General features: G+C 72.6%; 15 protein-coding genes. 11 read left to right on the top strand and 4 right to left on the bottom strand.

From position 1 onward, the window contains the following. Nucleotides 1–24: 24 nt before the first annotated feature. Nucleotides 25–2,073, bottom strand: coding sequence for an alpha-1,4-glucan--maltose-1-phosphate maltosyltransferase (locus ACIBK1_RS22315; protein WP_363398349.1), 2,049 nt, complete (start codon nucleotides 2,071–2,073; stop codon nucleotides 25–27). Between the two features lie 376 nt (nucleotides 2,074–2,449). On the opposite strand from ACIBK1_RS22315, the gene glgP reads away from it, so the two are divergent. From glgP to ACIBK1_RS22330, 3 genes are all read left to right on the top strand, one after another. Beyond that, on the top strand, nucleotides 2,450–5,047 hold the full coding sequence (gene glgP, locus ACIBK1_RS22320) for an alpha-glucan family phosphorylase (protein ID WP_030506140.1): 2,598 nt from the start codon (nucleotides 2,450–2,452) through the stop codon (nucleotides 5,045–5,047). Nucleotides 5,048–5,113: 66 nt separating this feature from the next. Beyond that, complete coding sequence (locus ACIBK1_RS22325) at nucleotides 5,114–6,172, top strand: glycosyltransferase family 4 protein (protein ID WP_357314475.1); 1,059 nt, start codon at nucleotides 5,114–5,116, stop codon at nucleotides 6,170–6,172. A 22-nt stretch (nucleotides 6,173–6,194) separates the two neighbouring features. Continuing rightward, on the top strand, nucleotides 6,195–6,968 hold the full coding sequence (locus ACIBK1_RS22330) for an enoyl-CoA hydratase/isomerase family protein (RefSeq protein WP_030506138.1): 774 nt from the start codon (nucleotides 6,195–6,197) through the stop codon (nucleotides 6,966–6,968). A 169-nt stretch (nucleotides 6,969–7,137) separates the two neighbouring features. Here the strand turns inward: ACIBK1_RS22330 and ACIBK1_RS22335 are convergent, their stop codons facing one another. Both ACIBK1_RS22335 and ACIBK1_RS22340 read right to left on the bottom strand, forming a co-directional pair. Then, nucleotides 7,138–8,007: an alpha/beta fold hydrolase gene (locus ACIBK1_RS22335; RefSeq protein WP_396737382.1), complete on the bottom strand. Its 870-nt coding sequence runs from the start codon at nucleotides 8,005–8,007 to the stop codon at nucleotides 7,138–7,140. Between the two features lie 3 nt (nucleotides 8,008–8,010). Beyond that, nucleotides 8,011–10,710 carry a helix-turn-helix transcriptional regulator gene (locus ACIBK1_RS22340; protein ID WP_396737385.1) on the bottom strand — a complete coding sequence of 900 codons (2,700 nt, stop codon included), beginning with the start codon at nucleotides 10,708–10,710 and terminating at the stop codon, nucleotides 8,011–8,013. Nucleotides 10,711–10,819: 109 nt separating this feature from the next. On the opposite strand from ACIBK1_RS22340, the gene ACIBK1_RS22345 reads away from it, so the two are divergent. From ACIBK1_RS22345 to ACIBK1_RS22380, 8 genes are all read left to right on the top strand, one after another. Beyond that, nucleotides 10,820–11,188, top strand: a complete 369-nt coding sequence (locus ACIBK1_RS22345; RefSeq protein WP_396724029.1) for a hypothetical protein — start codon at nucleotides 10,820–10,822, stop codon at nucleotides 11,186–11,188. Nucleotides 11,189–11,194: 6 nt separating this feature from the next. Then, entirely contained in the window at nucleotides 11,195–12,421 is a 1,227-nt protein-coding gene (locus ACIBK1_RS22350; RefSeq protein WP_396737388.1) for a DUF6395 domain-containing protein, read from the top strand. After that, on the top strand, nucleotides 12,418–13,260 hold the full coding sequence (locus ACIBK1_RS22355) for a M55 family metallopeptidase (RefSeq protein ID WP_396737391.1): 843 nt from the start codon (nucleotides 12,418–12,420) through the stop codon (nucleotides 13,258–13,260). Before ACIBK1_RS22350 ends, ACIBK1_RS22355 begins: the two co-directional genes overlap by 4 nt. 50 nt (nucleotides 13,261–13,310) lie before the next feature. Continuing rightward, nucleotides 13,311–14,906, top strand: a complete 1,596-nt coding sequence (locus ACIBK1_RS22360; RefSeq protein WP_331281153.1) for a flavin monoamine oxidase family protein — start codon at nucleotides 13,311–13,313, stop codon at nucleotides 14,904–14,906. Further along, the gene (locus ACIBK1_RS22365) at nucleotides 14,907–15,422 is read left to right on the top strand and encodes a YbaK/EbsC family protein (RefSeq protein ID WP_396737394.1); all 516 of its coding nucleotides are present in this window, start codon (nucleotides 14,907–14,909) and stop codon (nucleotides 15,420–15,422) included. A gap of 106 nt (nucleotides 15,423–15,528) precedes the next feature. Continuing rightward, entirely contained in the window at nucleotides 15,529–17,862 is a 2,334-nt protein-coding gene (locus ACIBK1_RS22370) for a serine/threonine-protein kinase (protein WP_396737397.1), read from the top strand. An 11-nt stretch (nucleotides 17,863–17,873) separates the two neighbouring features. Next, complete coding sequence (locus tag ACIBK1_RS22375; RefSeq protein ID WP_396737400.1) at nucleotides 17,874–19,811, top strand: serine/threonine-protein kinase; 1,938 nt, start codon at nucleotides 17,874–17,876, stop codon at nucleotides 19,809–19,811. A gap of 203 nt (nucleotides 19,812–20,014) precedes the next feature. After that, nucleotides 20,015–21,250 (top strand): serine/threonine-protein kinase, encoded by a 1,236-nt coding sequence (locus ACIBK1_RS22380; protein ID WP_030506128.1) that lies wholly within the window; start codon nucleotides 20,015–20,017, stop codon nucleotides 21,248–21,250. 19 nt (nucleotides 21,251–21,269) lie between these two features. On the opposite strand, the gene ACIBK1_RS22385 is transcribed toward ACIBK1_RS22380, so the two are convergent. Further along, entirely contained in the window at nucleotides 21,270–22,172 is a 903-nt protein-coding gene (locus tag ACIBK1_RS22385) for a hypothetical protein (RefSeq protein ID WP_396737404.1), read from the bottom strand. Between the last annotated feature and the right edge of the window lie 54 nt (nucleotides 22,173–22,226).

Below are 22,226 nucleotides of genomic sequence, written 5' to 3' on the forward strand. Positions count from 1 at the left end.
CTCCCCGGATGTGCCGAGCTGCGCTCACGGGCGGTGCGCTGACCCGTGGCGGAGCGTGAGAATGTGTGCGGGATGGACGTGCGGGTCGAGGCGCACGTAGTTCGCCTGCCCCCAGCGGTACGACTCGCCCGACAGTTGGTCGTCCACGACGAACTCGGCATGCCAGTCGAGACCGAGGGCCGGCATGTCGAGCCAGACCGTCGCCTCGTGTGTGTTGTGTGGATCCAGATTGACGACGGCCAGCACGACATCGCCTAGTCCGTGCCGTCGTGAGGCCGTGTCATAGGCGCCGGGCAGCCGCTTGGAGAAGCAGATCACGTTCGGCTGGTCGACGTTGTGAAACCGTAGGTTACGCAATTCCTGGAGTGCCGGGTGCGCTCTTCGCAACAAATTGAGCTGGGTAATGAGCGGGGCAAGGCTGCGGCCCTCACGCTCCGCTTCGGCCCAGTCACGCGGCCTGTACTGGTACTTCTCGCTGTCGAGGTACTCCTCGCTGCCCGGACGGACCGGGACGTTCTCGGCCAGCTCGTACCCGGAGTACACACCCCACGTAGGCGCCATCAACGCGGCCAGAACGGCGCGGATCTTGAACGCCGGCAGGCCTCCGTGCTGGAGGTACTCGTGCAGGATGTCGGGCGTGTTGACGAACAGGTTCGGCCGCAGGTAGTGCGAGGTCTCGTGGGACAGCTCCCGCAGGTACTCCTCCACCTCTGGCTTGGAGTTGCGCCAGGTGAAGTACGTGTACGACTGGTGGAACCCGACCTTGGCGAGCGTGCGCAGCATCGCCGGGCGGGTGAACGCCTCGGCGAGGAACAGCACGTCGGGGTCTGTCGCGCCGATGTCGGACAGCAGCCGCTCCCAGAACCTGACCGGCTTGGTGTGCGGGTTGTCCACCCGGAAGATCCGCACGCCGTGGTCCATCCAGTGCCGGACCACCCGCTTGATCTCCGCGTAGATCCCCTCGGGGTCCTTGTCGAAGTTCAGGGGGTAGATGTCCTGGTATTTCTTCGGCGGGTTCTCGGCGTACGCGATCGAGCCGTCGGCCCGGATGTTGAACCATTCCGGGTGTTCCTTTACCCAGGGATGGTCGGGGGAGCACTGGAGCGCGAGGTCGAGGGCGACCTCCATGCCCAGCTCGCGCGCCTTGGCGACGAACTCGTCGAAGTCCTCGATCGTGCCCAGATCGGAGTGGATCGCGTCGTGCCCGCCCTCCTGTGAGCCGATGGCCCAGGGCGACCCGGGGTCGTACTGGTCGGGGGTCAGGGTGTTGTTGCGGCCCTTGCGGAACTGCGTCCCGATCGGGTGGATCGGCGGCAGGTAGACCACGTCGAAGCCCATCTGGGCGATCGCGGGGAGCCGCTTGGCCGCCGTCCTGAACGTGCCCGGCTTGGGCGCGACGTCCTCCTGCCCCACCACGGCGCCCTCGGACCGGGGGAAGAACTCGTACCAGGAGCCGAACAGCGCCCGCCGCCGGTCCACCCGTACGCGGTTGCGGCCCGACCGGGTGAGCAGGTCGCGCAGCGGGTGCGCGGCGATCAGCGCGGCCGTCTCGGGCAGCTGGGTCACCGCGAAGCGCGCCCTGGGGTCCACCGCCTCATCCCGCAGGCGGGCCGCGAGGGCCAGCAGGGCGGCGCGGTGACCGCAGGCGCCGCCCGCCTCCGCCGCCGTGCAGTCCGCCGCCCGCACGCCCTTGGCCGCCCGCTCGAACAGCCGGGCGCCCTCCTCGCACATGAGGTCGGCGTCCAGGTCACGCGGGATCTTGATACCCGCGTCGTGCATCCACGTGGCGATCGGATCACTCCACGCCTCCACCCGGAACTGCCACAGGCCCTCGGTGGGCAGCGTCACCTCGACGCTCCACCGGTCGGTGCCGGGCGCGACCTCGCGCATGGGCAGCATCCGGCCCGGCGTGCCGCTCGGGTCGGTGAGCACCACGCCGGCGGCGACCGCGTCGTGTCCTTCGCGGAACACCGTCGCACTGATCTCGAAGGTCTCTCCCGCGGCGGCCTTGGCGGGCCACTGGCCGCAGTCGACGACGGGCTGGATGTCCTGGATGGGAATGCGTCCGATCATCGTCACTTCGTACTCGGGGGCGGCACACCGGGTGCCGCCGGGGTTTGCGGGGCGGGAACAGCTGTGGTCGGGCGGCAGCGCGAGAGATCGGAGCCGCTGGCCGCGGTCCTTCCTCGTCATACAGGGGTTGCCCTAATAGTCCACTCTTACCCCTGCCGAACGAAAGACCGTTCCCCGTGTTTGGGACGGCGTCCCGGGGAGATCGATCATTGCGTGCCAGCCATCGCCGTCCGGCGCGGACATCACCAGCTCAAGGGTACTTTGGTGAGGTTTGAACCGGTTTGATGGTGGTGAGAGCCTTCGAGAAGTGGCATCGCAGGACGACAAGTTTGATTCGGTCGCGCTTCGTGGCGCTGAGTAACTAGGGTCTGGCCCCGTGAGAGCTATCCGCAGGTTCACTGTCCGAACCGTTCTTCCCTCACAGCTCGCACCCCTGGGCGAGTTGGTCCAAAATCTCCGATGGTCGTGGCACCCCGAGACCATGGACCTGTTCGCCGAGGTGGATCCCGAGGTCTGGGAGCGTGTCGATCACGACCCCGTCGCGCTGCTCGGCGCGGTCGAGGCCGAAAGGCTGCACGAGCTCGCCCAGGACCGGCGCTTCCTGCGCCGTCTGGCCGACGCCGCCGACGACCTGCGCGAGTACATGACCGCCCCCCGGTGGTACCAGTCGCTGGAGGGCGCGCCGAAGGCGATCGGCTACTTCTCGCCCGAGTACGGCATCTCCGCCGCCCTGCCGCAGTACTCCGGCGGCCTCGGCATCCTCGCCGGCGACCACCTGAAGGCCGCCAGCGACCTCGGTGTGCCGATCCTCGGCGTCGGCCTGCTCTACCGGCACGGCTACTTCACCCAGTCCCTGTCCGCCGAGGGCTGGCAGCTCGAGCACTACCCCTCCCTCGACCCCGGCGGACTGCCGCTGACCCTCCTCAAGGAGGAGGACGGCGCGCCGGCCCGCATCAAGATCGGCCTCCCCGAGGGGCGGGTCATGCACGCCCAGATCTGGGTGGCCCAGGTCGGCCGGGTGCCGCTGCTCCTGCTCGACTCCGACGTCGCCGAGAACGACACGGTCGCCAGGGACGTGACCGACCGCCTGTACGGCGGGGGCGGCGACCACCGCCTGATGCAGGAGCTGCTGCTCGGCATCGGCGGCGTGCGGGCCATCCGGGCCTACTGCCGGATCACCGGCCGTCCCGAGCCCGAGGTGTTCCACACCAACGAGGGCCACGCCGGCTTCCTCGGCCTGGAGCGCATCCGCGAGCTCACCGAGGCCCGGCTGTCGTTCGAGGAGGCCCTGGAGGCCGTACGCGCCGGGACGGTGTTCACCACCCACACGCCGGTCCCCGCGGGCATCGACCGGTTCCCCGCCGAGATGATCGCCCGGCAGTTCGGCGGCTCGAACGCCTGGCCGACGGTGTCGGTCGACCGCATCCTGGCGCTCGGCGCGGAGCCCGAGGGCCCCGACGCCGACCCGTCGGTGTTCAACATGGCGGTCATGGGCATGCGGCTGGCCCAGCGGGTCAACGGCGTGTCCGAGCTGCACGGCCACGTCAGCCGGGAGATGTTCCAGGGCCTGTGGCCGGGCTTCGACGTGAACGAGGTGCCGATCGGCTCGATCACCAACGGCGTCCACGCCCCGACGTGGGTCGGCCGGGAGATGATGGAGCTCGCCGGCGAGGAGCTGCCCTCGCTGATCGACAAGGCGCAGGGCTGGGAGGGCGTGCACAAGCTCTCCGAGGCCGACATCTGGGGCATCCGGGGCACGCTGCGCGCCCGCCTGGTCGTGGAGGCGCGGCGGCGGCTGCGCAAGTCGTGGCGCCAGCGCGGCGCCAGCGAGGCCGAGCTGGGCTGGGTGGACGAGGCGCTCGACCCGGACGTGCTGACGATCGGCTTCGCCCGGCGGGTGCCCTCCTACAAGCGGCTGACCCTCATGCTCAGCCAGCCCGACCGGCTCCGCAGGCTGCTGCTCGATCCGGACAAGCCCGTGCAGATCGTCATCGCCGGCAAGGCCCACCCGGCCGACGAGGGCGGCAAGAAGCTGATCCAGCAGATCGTCCGCTTCGCCGACTCCGAGGACGTGCGGCACCGCATCGTCTTCCTGCCCGACTACGACATGGCGCTCGGGCAGCTCATGGTGACGGGCTCCGACGTGTGGATGAACAACCCGCTGCGCCCGCTGGAGGCGTGCGGCACGTCCGGCATGAAGGCGGCACTCAACGGCGGCCTCAACCTGTCCATCCGCGACGGATGGTGGGACGAGTGGTACGACGGCAACAACGGCTGGGCGATCCCCAGCGCCGACGGCGTGGACGACCCCGCGCGCCGCGACGACCTGGAGGCCACGGCGCTGTACGACCTCATCGAGCGTGAGGTCGCCGACCGCTTCTACGACCGGGCCGCCGACGGCCTGCCGCGGCGCTGGCTGGAGATGGTCAAGCACACGCTGAGCTCGCTCGGGCCGAAGGTGCTGGCCGGGCGCATGCTGCGGGACTATGTCACCGACCTGTACACCCCGGCGGCCGCCTCCGCCCGCACGCTCGCGGCCGACGGCTACGGCGACGCCCGGCTGTTCGCGGCCTGGAAGCTGCGCGTGGCCAAGGCGTGGCCGGGCGTGCGCGTCGAGCACGTCGAGGCGACCGGCGTGGGGGACACCCCCGAGCTGGGGGCCCGGCTGGAGCTGCGGGCCACGATCGCCCTGGGCGAGCTGTCGCCGGAGGACGTCCAGGTCCAGGCCGCCTACGGCCGGGTGGGCGCGCACGACGAGCTGCTCTCGCCCGGCTACGTCACGCTGAAGGTCGATTCGGTGGGCGACGACGGCCGCGCGTACTACACCGGCGTCGTGCCGCTGGACCGCACCGGCGCGTTCGGCTACAGCGTGCGCGTGGTCCCGTTCCACCCGCTGATGGCGTCCGCGGCGGAGCTCGGCCTCATCGCCGTGCCGGAGGAGCCGGTCGGCATGACCAACGGCACCCTGCGCTAGGTCGCGCTAGGTCGTGTCACCCCTCTCGCCTGCTTCCTTCGCAGGTGAGGGGGGTAGACCAGCACCATGGCACAGGCCCTGCACATCGGGATGGTCGCCCCGCCGTGGTATGACGTGCCGCCTCGCACGTACGGCGGCATCGAGGCGGTGACCGCCGCGCTCGTCCGCGGCCTGCGGGCGCGCGGGCACCGGGTCACCGTCATCGGGGCCGGCCGCGAGGTGGATCTGCGGACCTACGACGAGCCGCCCTCGGACCGGATCGGCGAGTCCTTCCCCGAAGTGGTGCACGCGGCCGAGGCGGCCCGCCTCCTGCACGGCCTGGACGTGGACATCGTCCACGACCACTCGCTGGCCGGGCCGCTCACCGCCGCAGGGCGGCTCGTGCCGACGGTCGTGACCTGCCACAACGACGTGAGCGGGGAGCTCGGCGACTACTACCGGAGCCTCGGCGGGGACGTGTCCCTGGTGGCCATCTCCGCGGCTCAGCGCGCCCACGCGCCCGACCTGAACTGGGTGGGGCGGGTGCACAACGCGCTGGATGTCGCCGCGTGGCCGTTCCGGGAGCGCAAGGACGACTGGGTGCTGTGGCTGGGGCGGCTCAGCCCCGACAAGGGCGCCCACCTCGCGATCGAGGCGGCGCGGGCGGCGGGCCGCCGCATCCTGCTGGTCGGCAGGCGTGCCGAGCGGGCGGAGCACGCCTACTTCCGCGAGCGGGTGGAGCCGCTGCTCGGGCCCGGCGTCGAATACCTGGGGGAGGCGGACGGCGCGCTCAAGAACGATCTGTTCTCCCGGGCCCGCTGCCTGGTGCTCCCGCTGCTCTGGGACGAGCCCTTCGGCATGGTCATGATCGAGGCGATGGCCTGCGGCACCCCGGTGGTGGCGCTGCGGCGGGGCGCGGCGCCCGAGATCGTGGTGGACGGGGTGACGGGCTACGTCCGCGACACGCCCGGCGAGCTTCCCGCCGCGATCGAGGCGGTCTCCGCGCTGGACCCGCACGCGGTGCGCGACCGCGTGGTCCGGCACTTCGACGTGCCCGTGATGGTCGGGGGATACGAGCGCGTCTACCACGGCGTCGTGGCCGCGAGGGCGGCCGCGGCCCGGCGGCCCCTCCCGCTCGGCCGCTGATCTCCCCTTTATGGTGGGGGCCATGGGTGAATTCGTCAGGGTGGAGATCTCCGAGCACATCGCCACGATCCGGCTCGACCGGCCGAAGATGAACGCGCTGAACCGGCAGGTCCAGGAGGAGATCGCGGAGGCCGCGCGCCTCGTGGACGCCGATCCGAACACGCACGCGGTCATCGTCTACGGCGGCGAGCGCGTCTTCGCGGCCGGCGCCGACATCAAGGAGATGGCGGTCATGTCCTACGCCGACATGGCCGTGCACTCGCGCACTCTGCAGGACTGCTTCACCGCGGTCGCGCGGATCGGCAAGCCGGTGATCGCGGCGATCACCGGGTACGCCCTGGGTGGCGGCTGCGAGCTCGCGCTGTGCGCCGACTTCCGGGTGGCCGGGCAGAGCGCGAAGCTCGGCCAGCCGGAGATCACCCTCGGGATCATCCCCGGCGCGGGCGGGACCCAGCGCCTGCCCCGGCTGGTCGGGCCCGCCAAAGCCAAGGAGCTGATCTTCACCGGGCGGCACGTGGACGCCGCCGAGGCCCTCGCCATCGGCCTGGTCGACCGCGTGGTGCCCGACGGCGAGGTCTACACGGCGGCGCTCGAACTCGCCGCGACGTTCGCCGGGGGGCCGGTCACCGCGGTGCGCGCGGCCAAGCTCGCGATCGACCACGGCCTGGAGGCCGACCTCGACACCGGCCTGGAGATCGAGCGCCTCCAGTTCTCCGGCCTGTTCGCGACCCAGGACGCCCGGGAGGGCATGACGGCCTTCGCCGAGAAGCGCCGCCCCAAATTCACCGGCCACTAACCCCTCTCACCCCCACCCCCCGTGATCTTGTAGTTTGTCGCAGCCGTCCCCGCTGACGTGCCGGAGGCGCGCCATGGGGTCGTGCCGGAGGCGCGCCATGGGGTCGTGCCGGAGGCGCGCGGTGGGCAGGTCGTGCCGGAGGCGCGCCATGGGGAAGCGTGCCGGAGGGTCAGGACGTGTGGGCGAGGATGGCGCCGGCGAGTTCCTCGTGCACCTCGGGCGGCAGGGTGTGGCCCATGCCCTGGACCGTCATCAGGCGGGCGCCGGGGATCCCCTCGGCGATGAGGGCGCCGTGGCCCGGCTTGGCCGGCTCGTGCGTGCCCTCGACGACCAGGGTGGGCGCCGTGATCCGGTGCAGGACGCCCACCGGCTCGAAATCCGGCTTCGCCGCCGCGGCCAGCCGGTGGTTGGCCGCCGCGTCGAGGTCCCGCGCCCGGTCGTACAGGCGTTCGGCGAGCCTGCGCGAGGCGTCCTCGTCGAACGGCAGGCCGCCGCCGTGCAGCACGCGGTCCTCCGCGATCATGCGCTCGATCCGTTCGCGCCGGTCGCGCGGCGGCGGCGCGGCGATCACTTCGCGGTAGAACGCGACGAACTCCGGCGTCGGCTCGGGCAGGCTGCCCTCGGGCTGCGGCTCGCCCATCAGCGCCCGCATGAGCACCGCGCCCTCACCGCCGCCGAGCGGCGACGAGCCGATGACGGTGAGCGTCCGCACGCGCTCCGGCCGCTCCACCGCGATCAGCTGCCCGAGCAGCCCGCCCGCCGAATTGCAGACCAGATGCGCGCCGTCCAGCCCGTGCGCGTCCATCACCCGCAGCACGTCGTCCTTGATGTCGTCCCAGGTGTACGGGTCCTTCGAATAGTCGATGACATCGGACATCCCGGTGTCGCGGTGGTCGTAGCGGATCACGCGCCGGCCGCCGGCGGCGAGCCGGCCCACGAACTCGTCCGGCCACAGGATCCCCTGCGACATCGAACCCATCACCAGCACGATCGGCGCGTCGGCCGCGGCCCCGAACTCTTCACTCCAGATGTTTGGCATGGGCTAAAGCATGCTGTGCTGGGCCGCCGGCGCCTTCCGTAGAACTACTAGCCGCGCCAGCTCAGTACGTGAGGTGATGCCGAGCTTCGGATAGATCTTGTACAGGTGGTATTCGACCGTGCGAGGGCTGAGGAACAGCCAGGCGGCGATCTCCTTGCTGGTCGCGCCGTCCGCCACCAGGGTGGCGATGCGCAGTTCCTGCGGGGTGAGCGCGTCCAGCGCCATGCCCCGCACGTCCGGCGCCACCTCGGGAGCCGGCGGCGCGTCCTTCCCGGCGTGGACGCTCTCGCCCGCCGCGCGCAGCTCGCCGTACGCGCGCCGTGCCCAGGGCGCGGCGCCCGCGCGCTGGAACGTCTCGAACGCCGCGCGCAGGTGCGCCCTGGCCTCTCCCGGCCGGTGCGTACGGCGCAGCCGCTCGCCCAGCAGCAGCCCCGTCCTGGCCGCCTCGAACGGGTTGGCGTGCAGTCGTGAGGCCTCGCCGAGCGCCTCGACCGCCTGGTCGTCCGGCAGGACCAGGCCGCGGCACCGGGCGAGCAGTGCCCTGAACTCGGCCGTCCCCGCGTGGGCCGACCAGCGCTCGTACGCCTCCAGGGCCGCCAGGGCGGCGTCGCCGTCGCCCGCGCCGGCGGCGGCCTCGATCCGGTCGGGCGTGCTCCGCCAGACCACGGTCGGATGACCGGCTCCCGGGCCGGCGGCGACGATCGCGGTGAACCGGTCGTGCGCGGCGGCGAACCGGCCGAGGCAGAGGTCGAGCATGGCCAGGGCGTACGCCGCGAGCCCGGCGCGCAGGCCCACCCGGTGGGGGACGGCGATGGCCAGCGCCTCCCCGGCATACCGGGCGCAGGCCTCCTGCTCGCCGCGCAGGGCCGCCACGGCCGCGAGGTTGGCCAGGTGCGCCGCCACGGTGTTGGCGTATCCGGCCTCGCGAGCCAGCTCCAGGCCCTCCTCCGAGACGGCCCGGCTCTCGGCGAGGCGCCCGGCGAGCCGTTCCGCGGTGGCGACGAACTCCAGCACCACGGGGAGCTGCCCGGTCATCCCGGAGACCCTGGCCACGCGGCCGGCCCGCTCGGCCAGCTCGGAGGACAGGTCCACCTCGCCGAGGTAGCTGGCCGCCGCCGTCGCCCACAGGAACTCGGCCGCCTCGCGCAGCTCACCCGTACGGCCGAGCGCCCGCCTGAGCAGGTCGTGCCCGCCGCCGCCCGCGAGCGTCGCGCCGATGCCGGCGACCACGTCGCGCAGGAACCCTTCGGGGAAGGCCGTCGCCCGCCGCCCGATCTCGATCATGGCCGCCGTGTCGCCCACGTACGACGCCGCCTCCGAGGCGTCGGCCAGCATGTCCAGGGTGTCGCCCGCCGCGAGGATCCGTACGGCCTCGGCGGCGTTGCCCGAGTTCAGCTCGAACCGTCCGCGTAGCCGGGCGATCTCCATGGTCAGCGCGGTGTCCGCCCCCGCGAGCTCGCGCGCCTCGGCCAGCAGGGACTCCGCCTGGCCGGGACGGCCGCCGAGCCACGCGGCCACGGCGGCGTTCTTGAGCCGCCCGGCGCGGACGAGCGGTTCTGGGGTGAGTTCGGCGGCCCTGGTCAGGGCGGTGGCGGCGGCGCCGTACCCGCCTCGGTCGCGGGCCTGTTCGGCGGCCAACGCGAGCGCGGCGGCGACCGGTTCGTCCTGGCCGAGCGCGGCCCCGGCCAGATGCCAGGCCCGCCGGTCCCCGCCGGACAGCTCGGCGAGCGCCGCGTGCGCCTCGCGGCGTGCGGCGGGGGATGCCGCCTCGTACACCGCCGACCGGATCAGCGGATGGCGGAACCGCACGTGCGTCCCGGACACGCCCGCGAGCCCGGCGGACTCGAGCTCGGGCAGCGCCGCATCGCCCGCGCCCAGCCGCTCGGCGGCCCGCAGCACCAGGCCGAGATCGCTCTCGACCGCCGCGAGCAGGGCGGTCAGCCGCGCCCCCGCGGACAGCGCGGCCACCTGGTCGCCGAAGAGCCGGCTCCCGCCGGGAAGGGGGTCGGGCAACGGTTCCCGCCCGACCCGCTGGGCGGCGGTGAGCAGCCGTGCCGTCTCGTGCAGTGCCAGCGGATTGCCCCCGGTCAGCGCCACGAGGTCGCGCCTGACCGGCGCGGCGAGCGCGAAGCCGGCGTCGAGCAGTTCGGCGGCCGCCGGTTCGGCCAGCCCGGCGATCTCCAGCGAGGGCAGGCCCTTCACCGGCGTGTCGCCGCGTACGGCCAGCGGCATCGCGATCGGCTCGGTGCGCAGCCGCCTGGCGGCGAACAGCAGGGCGTCGGCCGACGGCCGGTCCACCCACTGGAGGTCGTCGACCACGCAGATCAGCCCGTTCGGCGCGGCGGCCTCGGCCAGCAGCGACAGCACCCCGGCCGCCAGCAGGAACCGGTCGCCGGAACCGGCGGGGGCCAGCCCGAGCGCACCGCGTACGGCCTCGGCCTGTGGTTCCGGCAGCGCGTCGAGCAACCCGGCCACCGGCAGCAGCAACTGGTGCAGGGCGGCGAACGCCAGGTCGGCCTCCGCCTCGACCCCCGTGGTCCGCAGCACGCGCATGGGACCGCCGCGGGAGGCCGCCAGGCCGAGCAGCGCCGTCTTGCCGGCACCCGCCTCGCCGCGTAGCACGAGCGCGCCGCCGTGACCTTTTCCGGCCCGGTCGATCAGGTCGTCGATCGCGGCCGTTTCCGCCGATCTGCCGTAGAGCACAACCGCAGACTGTATTGCCCGGTGCAGGACAGCGGATTCCCAGCCACTTCTGAGCGACTCCGCATTTTGTATCAAGAAACGATCCAAAATGCCGCTATCGTGGCGGCCCATGATGCGGTTGCGAGTGCTGGGCCTGTCACGGCTGCGCCGGGCGCTGCTGTCCCGGCTCGACTCTCGATACGTCACCAAGCCCGATCACCGGCAGGACCTGAAGGACGCCCTCTGGGAGGTCCAGATGCTCCGCCGGGAGGTCGTGGGGCTGCGTGACGAGGTCGACCGGCTGCGGCGGGTCGCCACGGCGCCCGTGAAGCCGGCCCCGGCGCCCAAGCCGGCCTCGGACCTCAAGGCGGCCGAGGCGCACCGGCTGGCCACCGAGACCGCCGCGGCGGTGGACACGCTGCTGCAGAGCGAGATGCGGATCTGGCAGGCGATCGACGACCTGTCGGCGCGGGTGGGCGCTCCCGGACGGGCGGGGTGACCGGTCGTGCGGGTGCGGTGGACACGTGACGAGGACGTCTGGCGGCTGGTCTTCCTGCTCGACGCGGAGGACGAAACCACGGGGGCCTGCACCGACCGCCACCCCATCGAACTGCGGACCAACTCCTGCCACGTGCGGACCGGCGCCGCCGGGGCGTCCCCGCATCCCGACCTGCTCGCGGTCGCCGCATGGACCGTCGTCGCGCCGTGGACCAGGCGGCGGGTGACCTTCGACAGGCCGATCTCCGCCGGGCTCGCCGAGGCGCTGCGCACGGGGTGGGGCGTCGACGCCGGGCCGGTCGGGTCGGAGCCGCGCACCGGCGCCCGGCTGGCGATCTCCTACAGCGGGGGCGCGGACTCGATGGCGGTCGCCACGATGTTCCCCGACGCGCCGTTCGTGCACTTCCAGCGGGTGAGTCACCCCCGGGTGCCCAACCGGTGGACGCACTACCGCGCCGAGGTGCTGGCGCGGCTCGTCCACAAGACCGGGCGGGAGGTGCACGTCGTCCAGTCGGACCTCGAGTTCGTGCTGAGCCGGCCCAGGCCCGGCTTTCCCGAGCACCAGGCGGTGACGGCGGGCGCGCTGCTGCTGGCCGACGACCTCGACCTCGGCGGCGTCGCCTTCGGCCACGAGCTGGGGTCGCGCTGGCTGGGCGGTGAGCGGTACACCCACCGCTACAGCCCGGACAACCCGATGTGGGCGGCCGAGGGCCCGTGGGGCCGCCTGTACGCCGCGGCGGGGCTCGCGATGGTCCTCCCGGTCGGCGGCCTGAGCGAGCCCGTGACCATGCGGATGGCGATGGAGTCCGACCTCGCGCATCTGGTCCGCTGGTGCCTGCGCGGCGACCTGGACAGTCCCTGCGCGACGTGCTCCAAGTGCCTGCGCAAGGAGCTGATCCTGGCGGCCGTTGAGCGGCGGCCGCTGAACACGCCGATCACCGCCGCGATGCCCGCCGCGCGCAAGTGGCAGGAGCCGCCGCCGTACGGTGGCCAGGAGACGATCGAATACGGGTGCGCGCACGTCCCGGGCATCGAGGAGACCCCCTTCGCCAAGGCCGCGGAGTTCCTCCAGGCGACCCCGGAGTCCGTACGGTGGCTGGAGCACTGTTATCCGCCCGCGCTGCGGGAGATACCGGAGCCCTGGCGTGCCCGGGTCGAGGCGTACGTCGGTGAGAACATCGGGCTGATGACGGAGGACGAGGCGCGCCGGGTGGAGACGTGGGGGGAACGATGAGGATCTACCTGTCGGTGGACATGGAGGGGGTCACCGGGCTGACCGATCCCGAGGAGATGCACCACGGGGGCCGCGGGTACGAGCGCGGCTGCGAGCTGATGACCGGGGACGCCAACGCGGTCGTCCAGGGCGCCTTCGACGCGGGCGCGGCGTCCGTGCTGGTGAACGACGCGCACGGGTCCACCAAGAACCTCAGGATCGACCTGCTGGACGAGCGGGCCTCGCTGATCAGGGGGCCGGGCAAGCCGCACCGCATGGGGCAGGGCCTCACCCCCGACATGACCGCCGCCTGCTTCGCGGGCTACCACGCGCGCGCGGGCGTGCCGCACGGGGTGCTCAACCACACGTGGATGGGCAAGGAGATCCAGAACGTCTACCTGAACGGCGAGATCTGCGGCGAGACCCGGCTCGTGGCGGGTTTCGCGGGCTCGATGGGCGTGCCGGTCGTGCTCGTGACCGGCGACGAGGCGGTGTGCGAGGAGGCCGGAGAACTGCTCGGCGACGTCGAGACGGTGGCCGTGAAGAAGGGCATCGACAGGTTCTCCGCCGAGCTGCTGCCCCCGGCGGTCGCCTGGCGCCGCATCCGGGAGGCCACGGCGCGCGCGCTGGGCCGGCTGTCGGACTTCCGGCCCTACGTGGTCGAGCCGCCGTACACCCTCGGCGTGGAGTGGAACTCCACCGCCATCGCCGCGGCCTGCTCGATCGTGCCCGGGGTGCGGCTCGCCGGGCCCCGGCACACCGAGTTCACCACGGACGACTACCACGAGATCATGGCGTTGTTCGGTATCTTCTCCATGATCGGCGGTCAGGTGGCCTGCGGCAGCGGCCGGTACGGCTGACGCCGGATCCCCCCCGATCCGGTTTCCCCCCAGAAGAAAGAGCAGGCAGAGTGGGCAGCGACGGCGTGACCCGTGAGCGTACGGGTGCGCTGACGCGGCGCGCCTTCCTGGTGGGCGTCGGCGTGGCCGGAGGCGCCGGGGCGATGTACGCGGCGATGGGGGCGCTCGGGCTCGCGCCCGAAGACCAGCAGAAGGACTACACGCCGCCGAGCCGCTCCGACTTCGCGCTCAGCGGGAGGGGCGCCGGCTCCGTGGTGATCCTCGGGGCGGGGATCGCGGGCCTGGCCGCGGCGTACGAACTGGGCAAGGCGGGGTACGACTGCACGATCCTGGAGGCGCGCGACCGGGTCGGCGGGCGCAGCCTCACGCTGCGCGGCGGCGACCGGCTGCCCGAGCTCCCCGGTCCTCACCAGGAAGGTGCGACGCAGGAGGCGCGGTTCGGGGAGGGCGTCTACTTCAACGCCGGACCGGCCCGCATCGCCCAGTGGATGGTCACCCTGGACTACTGCCGTGAGCTGGGCGTGCCCATCGAGTTGTTCGTCAACGAGAACTCCGGGGCGTACGTCTACAACCACGGGATGAAGGCCCCGGTGCGGGCCCGTACGGCGCGTGCCGACACCTACGGCTACATCAGCGAGCTGCTGGCCAAGGCCACCAGGACCGGCGCGCTGGACCGGCGGCTGACGGCGGCGGACAAGGACCGTCTGCTCCACTTCCTGTCGGAGTTCGGCGACATCGGCAAGCGCTACGTCTACACGGGGTCGGAGCGCAGGGGCTTCGCGACGTACCCCGGCACGGGAGCAGGGGTGCCCTTCGACGGCCCGCCGGCCTTGTCGGAGGTGCTCGGCTACGGGCTCGGCCGGTCGATCGCGTTCCCGTTCGGTTTCGAGCAGGCCATGCCGATGTTCCAGCCGGTGGGCGGCATGGACGCGATCGCGGTCAAGCTCGCCGACGCGGTGGGGCGCGACCGCATCCGCACCTCCGTCGAGGTCAAGAAGATCACCAACCTGCCCGACGGCGTGGAGGTCGAGCACACGGGCGGCTCGGCCAGAGCGGACTTCTGCATCGCGGCACTGCCGCCGCACGTGCTCGCACGGATCCCCGGCAACCTGGACGCGCGGGTCGTCGCGGCCCTGAGGACGCCCACCCCGGTGTCGGCCGGGAAGATCGGGCTGGAGTACCGCCGCCGCTGGTGGGAGACCGACGAACGGATCTACGGCGGCATCACCGAGACCGACCTGGACATCGCACACATCTGGTACCCCTCGTACGGTTTTCACGGCACGCGCGGGCTGGTGGTCGGCTACTACAACCTCGACGAGGACGCTGAGGCGTACGGCCGCCTCACCCACGCGGAGCGGCAGCGGCGGGCGCTCACCCAGGGCAAGAAGATCCACGGCGAGAAGTACCGGTCGGAACTGCTGTCGAGTGTCTCGATCGCCTGGCATCGGCAGCCGTTCATCGAGGGCGCGTGGGTCGCCTGGCCCTCCTACGAGGGCGCCTTCACGCTCCTGCAGCGACCGGCCGGCCGGGTGTACTTCGCGGGCGACTGGCTCACCCATCTCATCGCCTGGCAGGCGGGGGCGCTGGAGTCGGCCCGTAAGGTGGTCACCCAACTGCACCAGCGCGTCGTCAAGGAGGGCTGAATGCCGCTCGAATGGGTTCCCGCGTCCGACCGGCCGGACCTGCTCGCCGATCCCGTCGCCAAGGCCGTGGCCTCGCTCGGCATCACGGTGGAGGTCGCCGAGATCGATCCCGCGCTCTCCGACACCGCCGCGTTCTGCGAGCGGTACGGCGTGGCGATGGAGGACTCGGCCAACTGCGTCATCGTCGCCGCCAAGCGGGGCGGGGAGACGCGGTACGCCGCCGTCATGGTGCTCGCCACCGAGCGGGCCGACGTGAACGGAATCGTGCGCCGCCGCCTGGACGCGCGGAAGGCGTCCTTCGCTCCGCAGGCGGAGGCCGTCGAACTGACCGCCATGGAGTATGGCGGGATCACTCCGATCGGCCTTCCCGAGGGCTGGCCGGTGCTCGTTGACGAAAACGTGACCCGGCGGCCGTTCGTGGTGATCGGCAGCGGCGTCCGCCGCTCCAAGCTGGCGCTTTCCGGTGAGGCGCTGGTCGCGGCGACCCGGGGGGAGGTCCTCGCGCTCACCATTTGACCGTTTGCCGGGAAACCGATCGCGTCTTTTCTCCGTTGTGCTGAGCGGAGATGTGGCGCGATGGTTCACTCATGGGCGTTCTTTTAGTCGGTATGGTGCTTAGGCAATGAATCAGGACGACCGACTGGGGCCGTACCGGCTGCTGAGGCGGCTCGGTGAGGGCGGCATGGGCGTGGTTCACCTCGCCCTCGACCCGCAGGGCAGACAGCTGGCCGTCAAGGTCCTGCGCTCGGAGGTGGCGGGCGACGACGTGGCGCGCAGGCGCCTGTCGCGCGAGGTCGAGACCATGCGGCGGGTGCGCGGGCCGAACATCGCGGAGGTCGTCGACGCCGACGTCACGGGGCGCAGGCCGTACATCGTCACCCGTTACGTGCCGGGACGGCCGCTCGACGAGATCGTCAAGAATGACGGCGCGCTGCCCCTCGACGCCCTGCTCAAGGTCGCCGTCGGCGTGGCCGAGGCGCTCGCCGCCGTGCACGCGGCCGGGGTCATCCATCGCGACCTGAAGCCGGGCAACGTGCTGATGCTGGACGGCCAGCCGGTGCTGATCGACTTCGGCATCGCCCAGGCGGTCGACGCCACCCGGCTCACCCAGACCGGCATGTTCATCGGCACGCCCGGCTACCTCGCCCCCGAGATCATCGAGGGGCACGAGGCCGGGCCGCAGGTGGACGTGCACGCCTGGGCCGGGACGGTGCTCTACGCCGCCACCGGCCAGCCGCCGTTCGGCAAGGGCACGCTGGAGATGATCTTTTTCAACATCACCTCCGGCCGGGCCAATGTCGAGGCCGCCCCCGCGCCGATCCAGCCGATGCTGCGCGCCGCGTTCAACCGCGACCCGGCCCGGCGGCCGACCGCCGCCGAGCTCGTACGGCAGCTCGCGCGGCTCCTGCCCCCGTCGCCGGGCGCCAGGCTCCGCGTGCCCGACGAGATCACGACGGTGCCCAACGTCGACGACACCGGCGGTCAGCAGGCGCCCGGCCGGGCGGGCGGACCCGTCGCGGGCCCGCCGCCGACCGGGTCGCCGGTGCCGCCGATCACCCCGCCGGTCGCGCCCGTGGCGACGCCGCCGGTCACGCCGTCCCAGCCGGGCGGCCGGGCCGAGGAGTTCGTCTCGCTGCTGCGCGAGACGCCGGCGGCGGGCCAGGGCGGCGACCCCTTCCCGACCGTGCGCGTGACCGGAGAGGACCTGCGCCGGGCGGGCCTCGGGCCGGGCGGCCCGGCTGACGGCCCTGCGAACGGCCCGGCGGACGGTCCGGTGGAGATCCAGAGCCCGGTGGAGGGCGACATCCCCACGCGGATGGCTCCGCCCCGCACCCCGCCGACCGGCGCGTCCGGTCCTTCCGGTCCTTCCGGCCAGTCCGGTCCGTCTGGTCCCTCCGGTCCTTCGGGCCGGCCCGGTCCGCCCGCGTTCCCTGGCGCGCCCGTGGCGGGCCCGGCTCCCACGACCGGTGGGCCGTCCGCACCGCCGCGTGGCCGGGCGGACGAGTGGCCCACGCCGATGCTGCGCCCCGAGGGCGACATCCCCACCCGGCGGGTGACCTCAGAGGAGGTGCGCCAGGCCGTCGGCGGCGACCCCGCGGGACCACGCGCGGCGCCCCCCGGATCTGCTCAGCACGGCTCCGCCCAGCACGGATCTGCCCAGCACGGGTCCTACGAGCAGGGAGACGTGGCGGCGCGCGACCACGCGCTCTTCGGCCACGCCCCCGAGATCTACGAGCGGACTCCGCACGTCCACCAGCCGAACCCCACGCCGTTCATGCCGACGGTGCGGGTGCCGCCGCCGGCCCCGCCGCCCATGCCGTTTCCGTCCGGGGGGCTGTTCCAGCGCAACAAGGCGTACGGGGTGGCGAGCGCGCTGCTGCTCGTCGTGATGACGTCGCTCGCGGTCGTGGCGCCGCTGCTGGTGTGCCTGGTGGCCGTGCCGGCCGTGGTGCTGCTGCGGGCCGCCGACCTGGCGCAGCCGCACCTCAACTCCCGCCGCCCCGCGGGCGCCGCGGCGGCCGACGTGCTGCGGGTGCTGAGCCGTCCGGCGGAGCTCGTGAAGTCGATCGGCGTCACGATCGCGCTCGTGCCGTACGCGCTGATCCTGGGGCTGCCGGTGACGCTGCTGCTCACCATCCTCCTCGGTGACACGTCCGCGCTCCGGCTCGCGGCGCTGAGCTGGGGGGTCGCGACGGCGCTGTGGACGATCTGCGCGGGGCCCGGAGTGGTGGGCCCGGGCAGGCAGATGCGGCGGACGCTGGCCTCGCTGGCGCCCGGGGAGGGAGCGGCGAAGGCGCTCGCCTGGGGGATCGGCGCCCTGGCGGTGCTGACGGCGGGGATCGCGCTCTCCAGCCTCCTGGGTAAACAGACAGCAGGGCACTTCTGGGGCCCAATCGACGTTGTGTCAGTACTGGAACGACTGAAAGACCTGCGTAACCAGGCGGGGAACGGGTGACGGGGGACGAGATGTCGGCTACTGAGGCTCCGGAGAGGATCGGGCCCTACCGGCTGCTGAGGCAGCTCGGCGAGGGCGGCATGGGGGTGGTCCATCTCGGGCTGGACGCGGAAGGGCGCGAGGTCGCGGTCAAGGTCCTGCACCCGCACGTCGCCACCGACCTCAAGGCGCGCGACCGGCTCACTCGCGAGGTCGAGACCATGCGGCGGGTGCGCAGCAAGCGGGTCGCCGAGGTTCTCGACGCCGACCTGACCGGCGCCGCGCCCTACATCGTGACGCGGTACGCCCCCGGGCGGACCTTAGAGCAGACGGTGCTGGAGGACGGGCCGCTCACCGACGACGGCGTGATCCGGCTCGCGGTGGGCCTGTGCGAGGCCCTGGTCGCCATCCACGCGGCCGACGTCATCCACCGCGACCTTAAGCCGGCCAACGTGATGCTCGTGGACGGCGAGCCGCTCGTGATCGACTTCGGCATCGCCCACCTGGTCAACGCCACCCGGCTGACCCAGACGGGGATGTTCGTCGGCACGCCCGGCTACCTCGCCCCGGAGATCATCCGGGACACCGAGATCACCCAGGCCGCCGACGTGCACGCGCTGGCGGCCACGGTCTTCTTCGCGGCCACCAGTAAGGCGCCGTTCGGCTCGGGCACGTTCGAGTCGATCTGTTACAACATCCTCGAAGGCAAGGCGCAGGTGGACCTCGCCCCGACCTGGATGCGGAACTGGCTCCGCCTCGCGCTGGCGTCCGAGGCCACCTCGCGCCCCACGGCCGCGTCGCTGCTCAGGCTCACCCGTTCGCTCGACCCCTCGGTCACCGTGCTCAGGGAGACCGCCCACGAGCCGCCGCGCGACGGCGGGACGCGGATCCTGGACGGCACGCGCGTGCTCGACGACTCGGCGCGCAGGACGGGCGGGCCGATGAACGGGGGCGGCACGGTGAACGGCCCCAACGGGAGCCGGACCAGCATGCTCCCGGCCGACGACGACAGCTACTCCGACCTGCTGCCACCCGTGAACTACGTGGAGCCGGAGCGGCCGCGCCGGGAGCCTCGGGATCCGCGGGCGCCCAGGCAGCGCCGCCCCGAGTCCGCGCCGCCTCCGGCGCATCCGCATGCTCCGCCGTACGGGCAGGCGGGCCCTCCGCCCTACCAGCCGCCAGTGTCCCACCCGCCGACGTATCAGCCGTACACCGACCAGCGGGTGGCGGGTTACCCGGAGCCCCAGATCGCGCCGCCGGCTCCCCCCGCGCCGCACCAGCCCGAGCCGAGGCGGGCCCCCTACCGGGCGCCGCATCCGGTGCTCGCGGCCCTGCTGCTGGCCACGCTCGTGGCGCTGGCCTGCCTGCTGCCGGTCGTGGTGAGCCTGTTCGCCGTCGTGGCGGCGCTGTGCCTGCGGGTGGGGCAGTACCTGCTCGGCGACCTCGCCGACCGCCGGGCCACACGGGGCAGCAGCGGGGCCGACCCGCTTCTCGCGGTGCTCGGCACGCCCTGGGCGCTGATCAAGGCCGGGCTGGCGACCGTGGTGCAGGTGCCGCTGGCCCTGATGTTCGCGATGTGCGTATGGGGCGGGTTCCACTATCTCGGCGGGGTCAGGCCCGACCCCGCCGCGGCGTACGCCGCGGGCGCCTTCGTGGCCGGGCTGTTCCTCCTCCCCGGCGGCAAGGCTCCCCGCAAGGCGGTGTCCCGGACGCTGAGCGTGGTGATCCGGAGCCCCGGAGCGGGAATGATCGTGACGATCGCGGTCGGCACGGTCGCGCTGTTCGCGATCATGACGGCGCTGTCCGCGGACGCCTCGTGGGTCCCCTGGCGGCCGCCGTCGGTGGCGGTGGACCACATCGTCGCGGACCTCAAGCAGAAGGGTCAGGACACGGTCGTCAACCTGATCGGCGGCGTGATCGGGGACATCATGGACAGGATCGGCCTGGGCTTCCTGACCTTCTGGACCTGACCGCCCCGGTCCCACGGTGAACCGGGAGGCCCCAAGCGAAGCGGAGGCACCGAGCGAGCCGGAGGGGCGCGCCGGTGTCTGGACCGAGGAGCGAGTGGGAGCGAGGTACGAGCGACTTCGAGCGACGAGGGAAGTGTTCAATGCGCGCCTCCGGCACGACCATCGGATAAGAGCGTCCCGACGAGCGAAGCGGGAGACACAGTTTGGGAACGACGGAACAGCTTGGTCCCTACCGTCTGGTCTCCGCCCTCGGCTCCGGGGGGTTCGGTGAGGTCCACCTCGCGCTGGACCCCGGCGGGCGCACGGTGGCGGTGAAGGTCCTGCATCCCCATGTCGCCTCCGACGGCTTCGCCATCACCCGCCTCGCCCGCGAGGTGGAGACCATGCGCCGGGTCCGCGGGGCCCACGTCGCCGAGGTGCTGGACGCCTCCCTGTCGGGGGAGCGGCCCTACATCGTCACGCGGTACGTCCAGGGCAGGCCGCTCAGCACGGTCGTGGCCAACGACGGGCCGGTCGCGGGGGCCGACCTGCTGCGGCTCGCCCTGGGGCTGGCGGAGGCGCTGGAGTCCGTCCACGCGGCCGGGGTCGTCCACCGCGACCTCAAGCCGGCCAACGTGATCGTCTCCGAGCGCGAGCCGTACGTGATCGACTTCGGGATCGCGTGCGCACTGGAGTCGGCCTCGGTCACCGCCTCGGGCGCGGTCGTCGGCACGCCCGGCTACCTGGCCCCGGAGGTGCTGGAAGGCCGGGAGGCCGGGCCGGAGGCCGACGTGTTCGCCTGGGGGGCGACGCTGGCATACGCCGCCTCGGGGCGGCAGCCGTACGGGACCGGGCCGGCCGCGGCGATCGCCTACCGGGTCGTCCACCGCGAGCCCGACCTGTCGGGCGTGCCGTCCTGGCTCGTCCCGATCGTGGAGCGGTGTCTGAGCGCCGATCCGGCGGACCGCCCGGCGACGGCCGAGCTGGCCGGGCTCCTCAAGGAGGCCGCGCCGGTGCTGGACGGGATCGAGCCGGCGCGGCCCGCGCTGTCGGAGGCCCCCACCCAGCAGTGGCGGCCCGGCGATCGGCGGCAGGGCCGGCCCTCCCGCGGGAGCCGCCGGGGAGAGGCCGACGACCTGCGCGCCGCGCACCGGGAGAAGCTGCACCGCCGCTGGGTGATCGGCTCCGCGGTGGTGGTCGGCCTGTTCGCCGCCGCGGCGCGCGCCAACCTGCCCGAGGTGTCGCTTCTGCTGCTGGTGCTCTACGGCATCGCGCTGCTCGTGGACGCGGGGTTCGGGCTGCTGGGGAAGTCGAGGCGGCGGCTCGTGGTGGATCTCGCGGGCGGCGTCGGGGCGGTCGCGGTGTGGGCGCTGCTGAGCACGCTGTTCAGCACGGTGACGCTCCTCATGGCCGTCGGCACCGTCCTGTTCCTGCTCGTCATGCTCGTGTTCGCGAGCTGATCTTCGCCGGGAAGGCGGTCTAGGAGAACCAGTCGGCGCCGAGCTCCTGGATGGTCCTGCCGCCCCGGGGCACCAGCAGCGCCTCGCTCAGCACCTGGTTGACGTGCTTGGGGTTGTTGACCATGCCGAACAGGAAGAACGAGCCGCCGTCCGCCGTGCGGAAGCCGAAGATCGACCCGTGCCCCTCGAACGCGACGTACGCCCCCTTGTACACGGCGGGGAACGCCTTGCGGCTGTAGCTGTCCTTGGCCAGGCGATAGCCGGAGGCGCCTTCCTTCTTCTCGTTGTTCCAGAAGTTCTGGTACTCCCGGGCCACGGCGCGCGCCGCCTCGGTGTCCATGTCGGTGATGTAGCCGTCGGCGTCGAGCCGCGGCTTCGGCATCCGCCGGTCCCAGTGCATCGGGGTAGCGACGGCCAGCTTGAAGGGCTGGCCGGCGGAGCTGAGGAACGCGAGCACATGGGGGCGGGCATGACCCTTGGTGTCCTTGTAGGTCGCCTGCGCGATGAACCATTCGCCGATCGGCCGCTGCCGTTCCGGCCTGGGCAGGTAGATCGTCGGGGTGCCGGTCACCTTGATCGGCTTGTGCCCCGGTTTCGACCCGAAGATCTCATGGTTGCGCTCGATCACGCCCTCGTGCAGCGCCGCCTCGACGAACAGGGCGTCGAGCCGGTCGTTCTGATTCCACCACTTGGGCTTTCGCAGCGTCGCGTTGTACTTGCTCACCCACTCCCGCAGTGCCTGCCTCGCCTGAGAGAGCGTCAGCCCCGTCTCGGCGGCGGAGGGAGTGGGCGCGGCGGTCGGCGTCGTCCGTGGCGACGAGGCCGGGCTCGGTGCGTCGGCGCGGTGCGCCACCAGGTCGGTGACCGCGCCGCAGCCGGACAGGCTCACGACGAGAGCCACGATCAGCCACGTCACACGCACCGGCAAGGACCCCCGAGATCGACCGTAGAAATGTCAACATATCGGACACCCGAG

This window comes from Microbispora rosea (assembly GCF_044460045.1).
Classification (GTDB): domain Bacteria; phylum Actinomycetota; class Actinomycetes; order Streptosporangiales; family Streptosporangiaceae; genus Microbispora; species Microbispora rosea.

What these genes read in the sequence shown, in the direction of transcription:
- ACIBK1_RS22315 (WP_363398349.1), bottom strand. Translation starts at nt 2,073, where the DNA reads ATGATCGGACGCATTCCCATCCAGGACATCCAGCCCGTCGTCGACTGC.
- ACIBK1_RS22330 (WP_030506138.1), top strand. Translation starts at nt 6,195, where the DNA reads ATGGGTGAATTCGTCAGGGTGGAGATCTCCGAGCACATCGCCACGATC.
- ACIBK1_RS22325 (WP_357314475.1), top strand. Translation starts at nt 5,114, where the DNA reads ATGGCACAGGCCCTGCACATCGGGATGGTCGCCCCGCCGTGGTATGAC.
- ACIBK1_RS22355 (WP_396737391.1), top strand. Translation starts at nt 12,418, where the DNA reads ATGAGGATCTACCTGTCGGTGGACATGGAGGGGGTCACCGGGCTGACC.
- ACIBK1_RS22370 (WP_396737397.1), top strand. Translation starts at nt 15,529, where the DNA reads ATGAATCAGGACGACCGACTGGGGCCGTACCGGCTGCTGAGGCGGCTC.
- ACIBK1_RS22345 (WP_396724029.1), top strand. Translation starts at nt 10,820, where the DNA reads ATGATGCGGTTGCGAGTGCTGGGCCTGTCACGGCTGCGCCGGGCGCTG.
- ACIBK1_RS22335 (WP_396737382.1), bottom strand. Translation starts at nt 8,007, where the DNA reads ATGCCAAACATCTGGAGTGAAGAGTTCGGGGCCGCGGCCGACGCGCCG.
- ACIBK1_RS22375 (WP_396737400.1), top strand. Translation starts at nt 17,874, where the DNA reads ATGTCGGCTACTGAGGCTCCGGAGAGGATCGGGCCCTACCGGCTGCTG.
- ACIBK1_RS22365 (WP_396737394.1), top strand. Translation starts at nt 14,907, where the DNA reads ATGCCGCTCGAATGGGTTCCCGCGTCCGACCGGCCGGACCTGCTCGCC.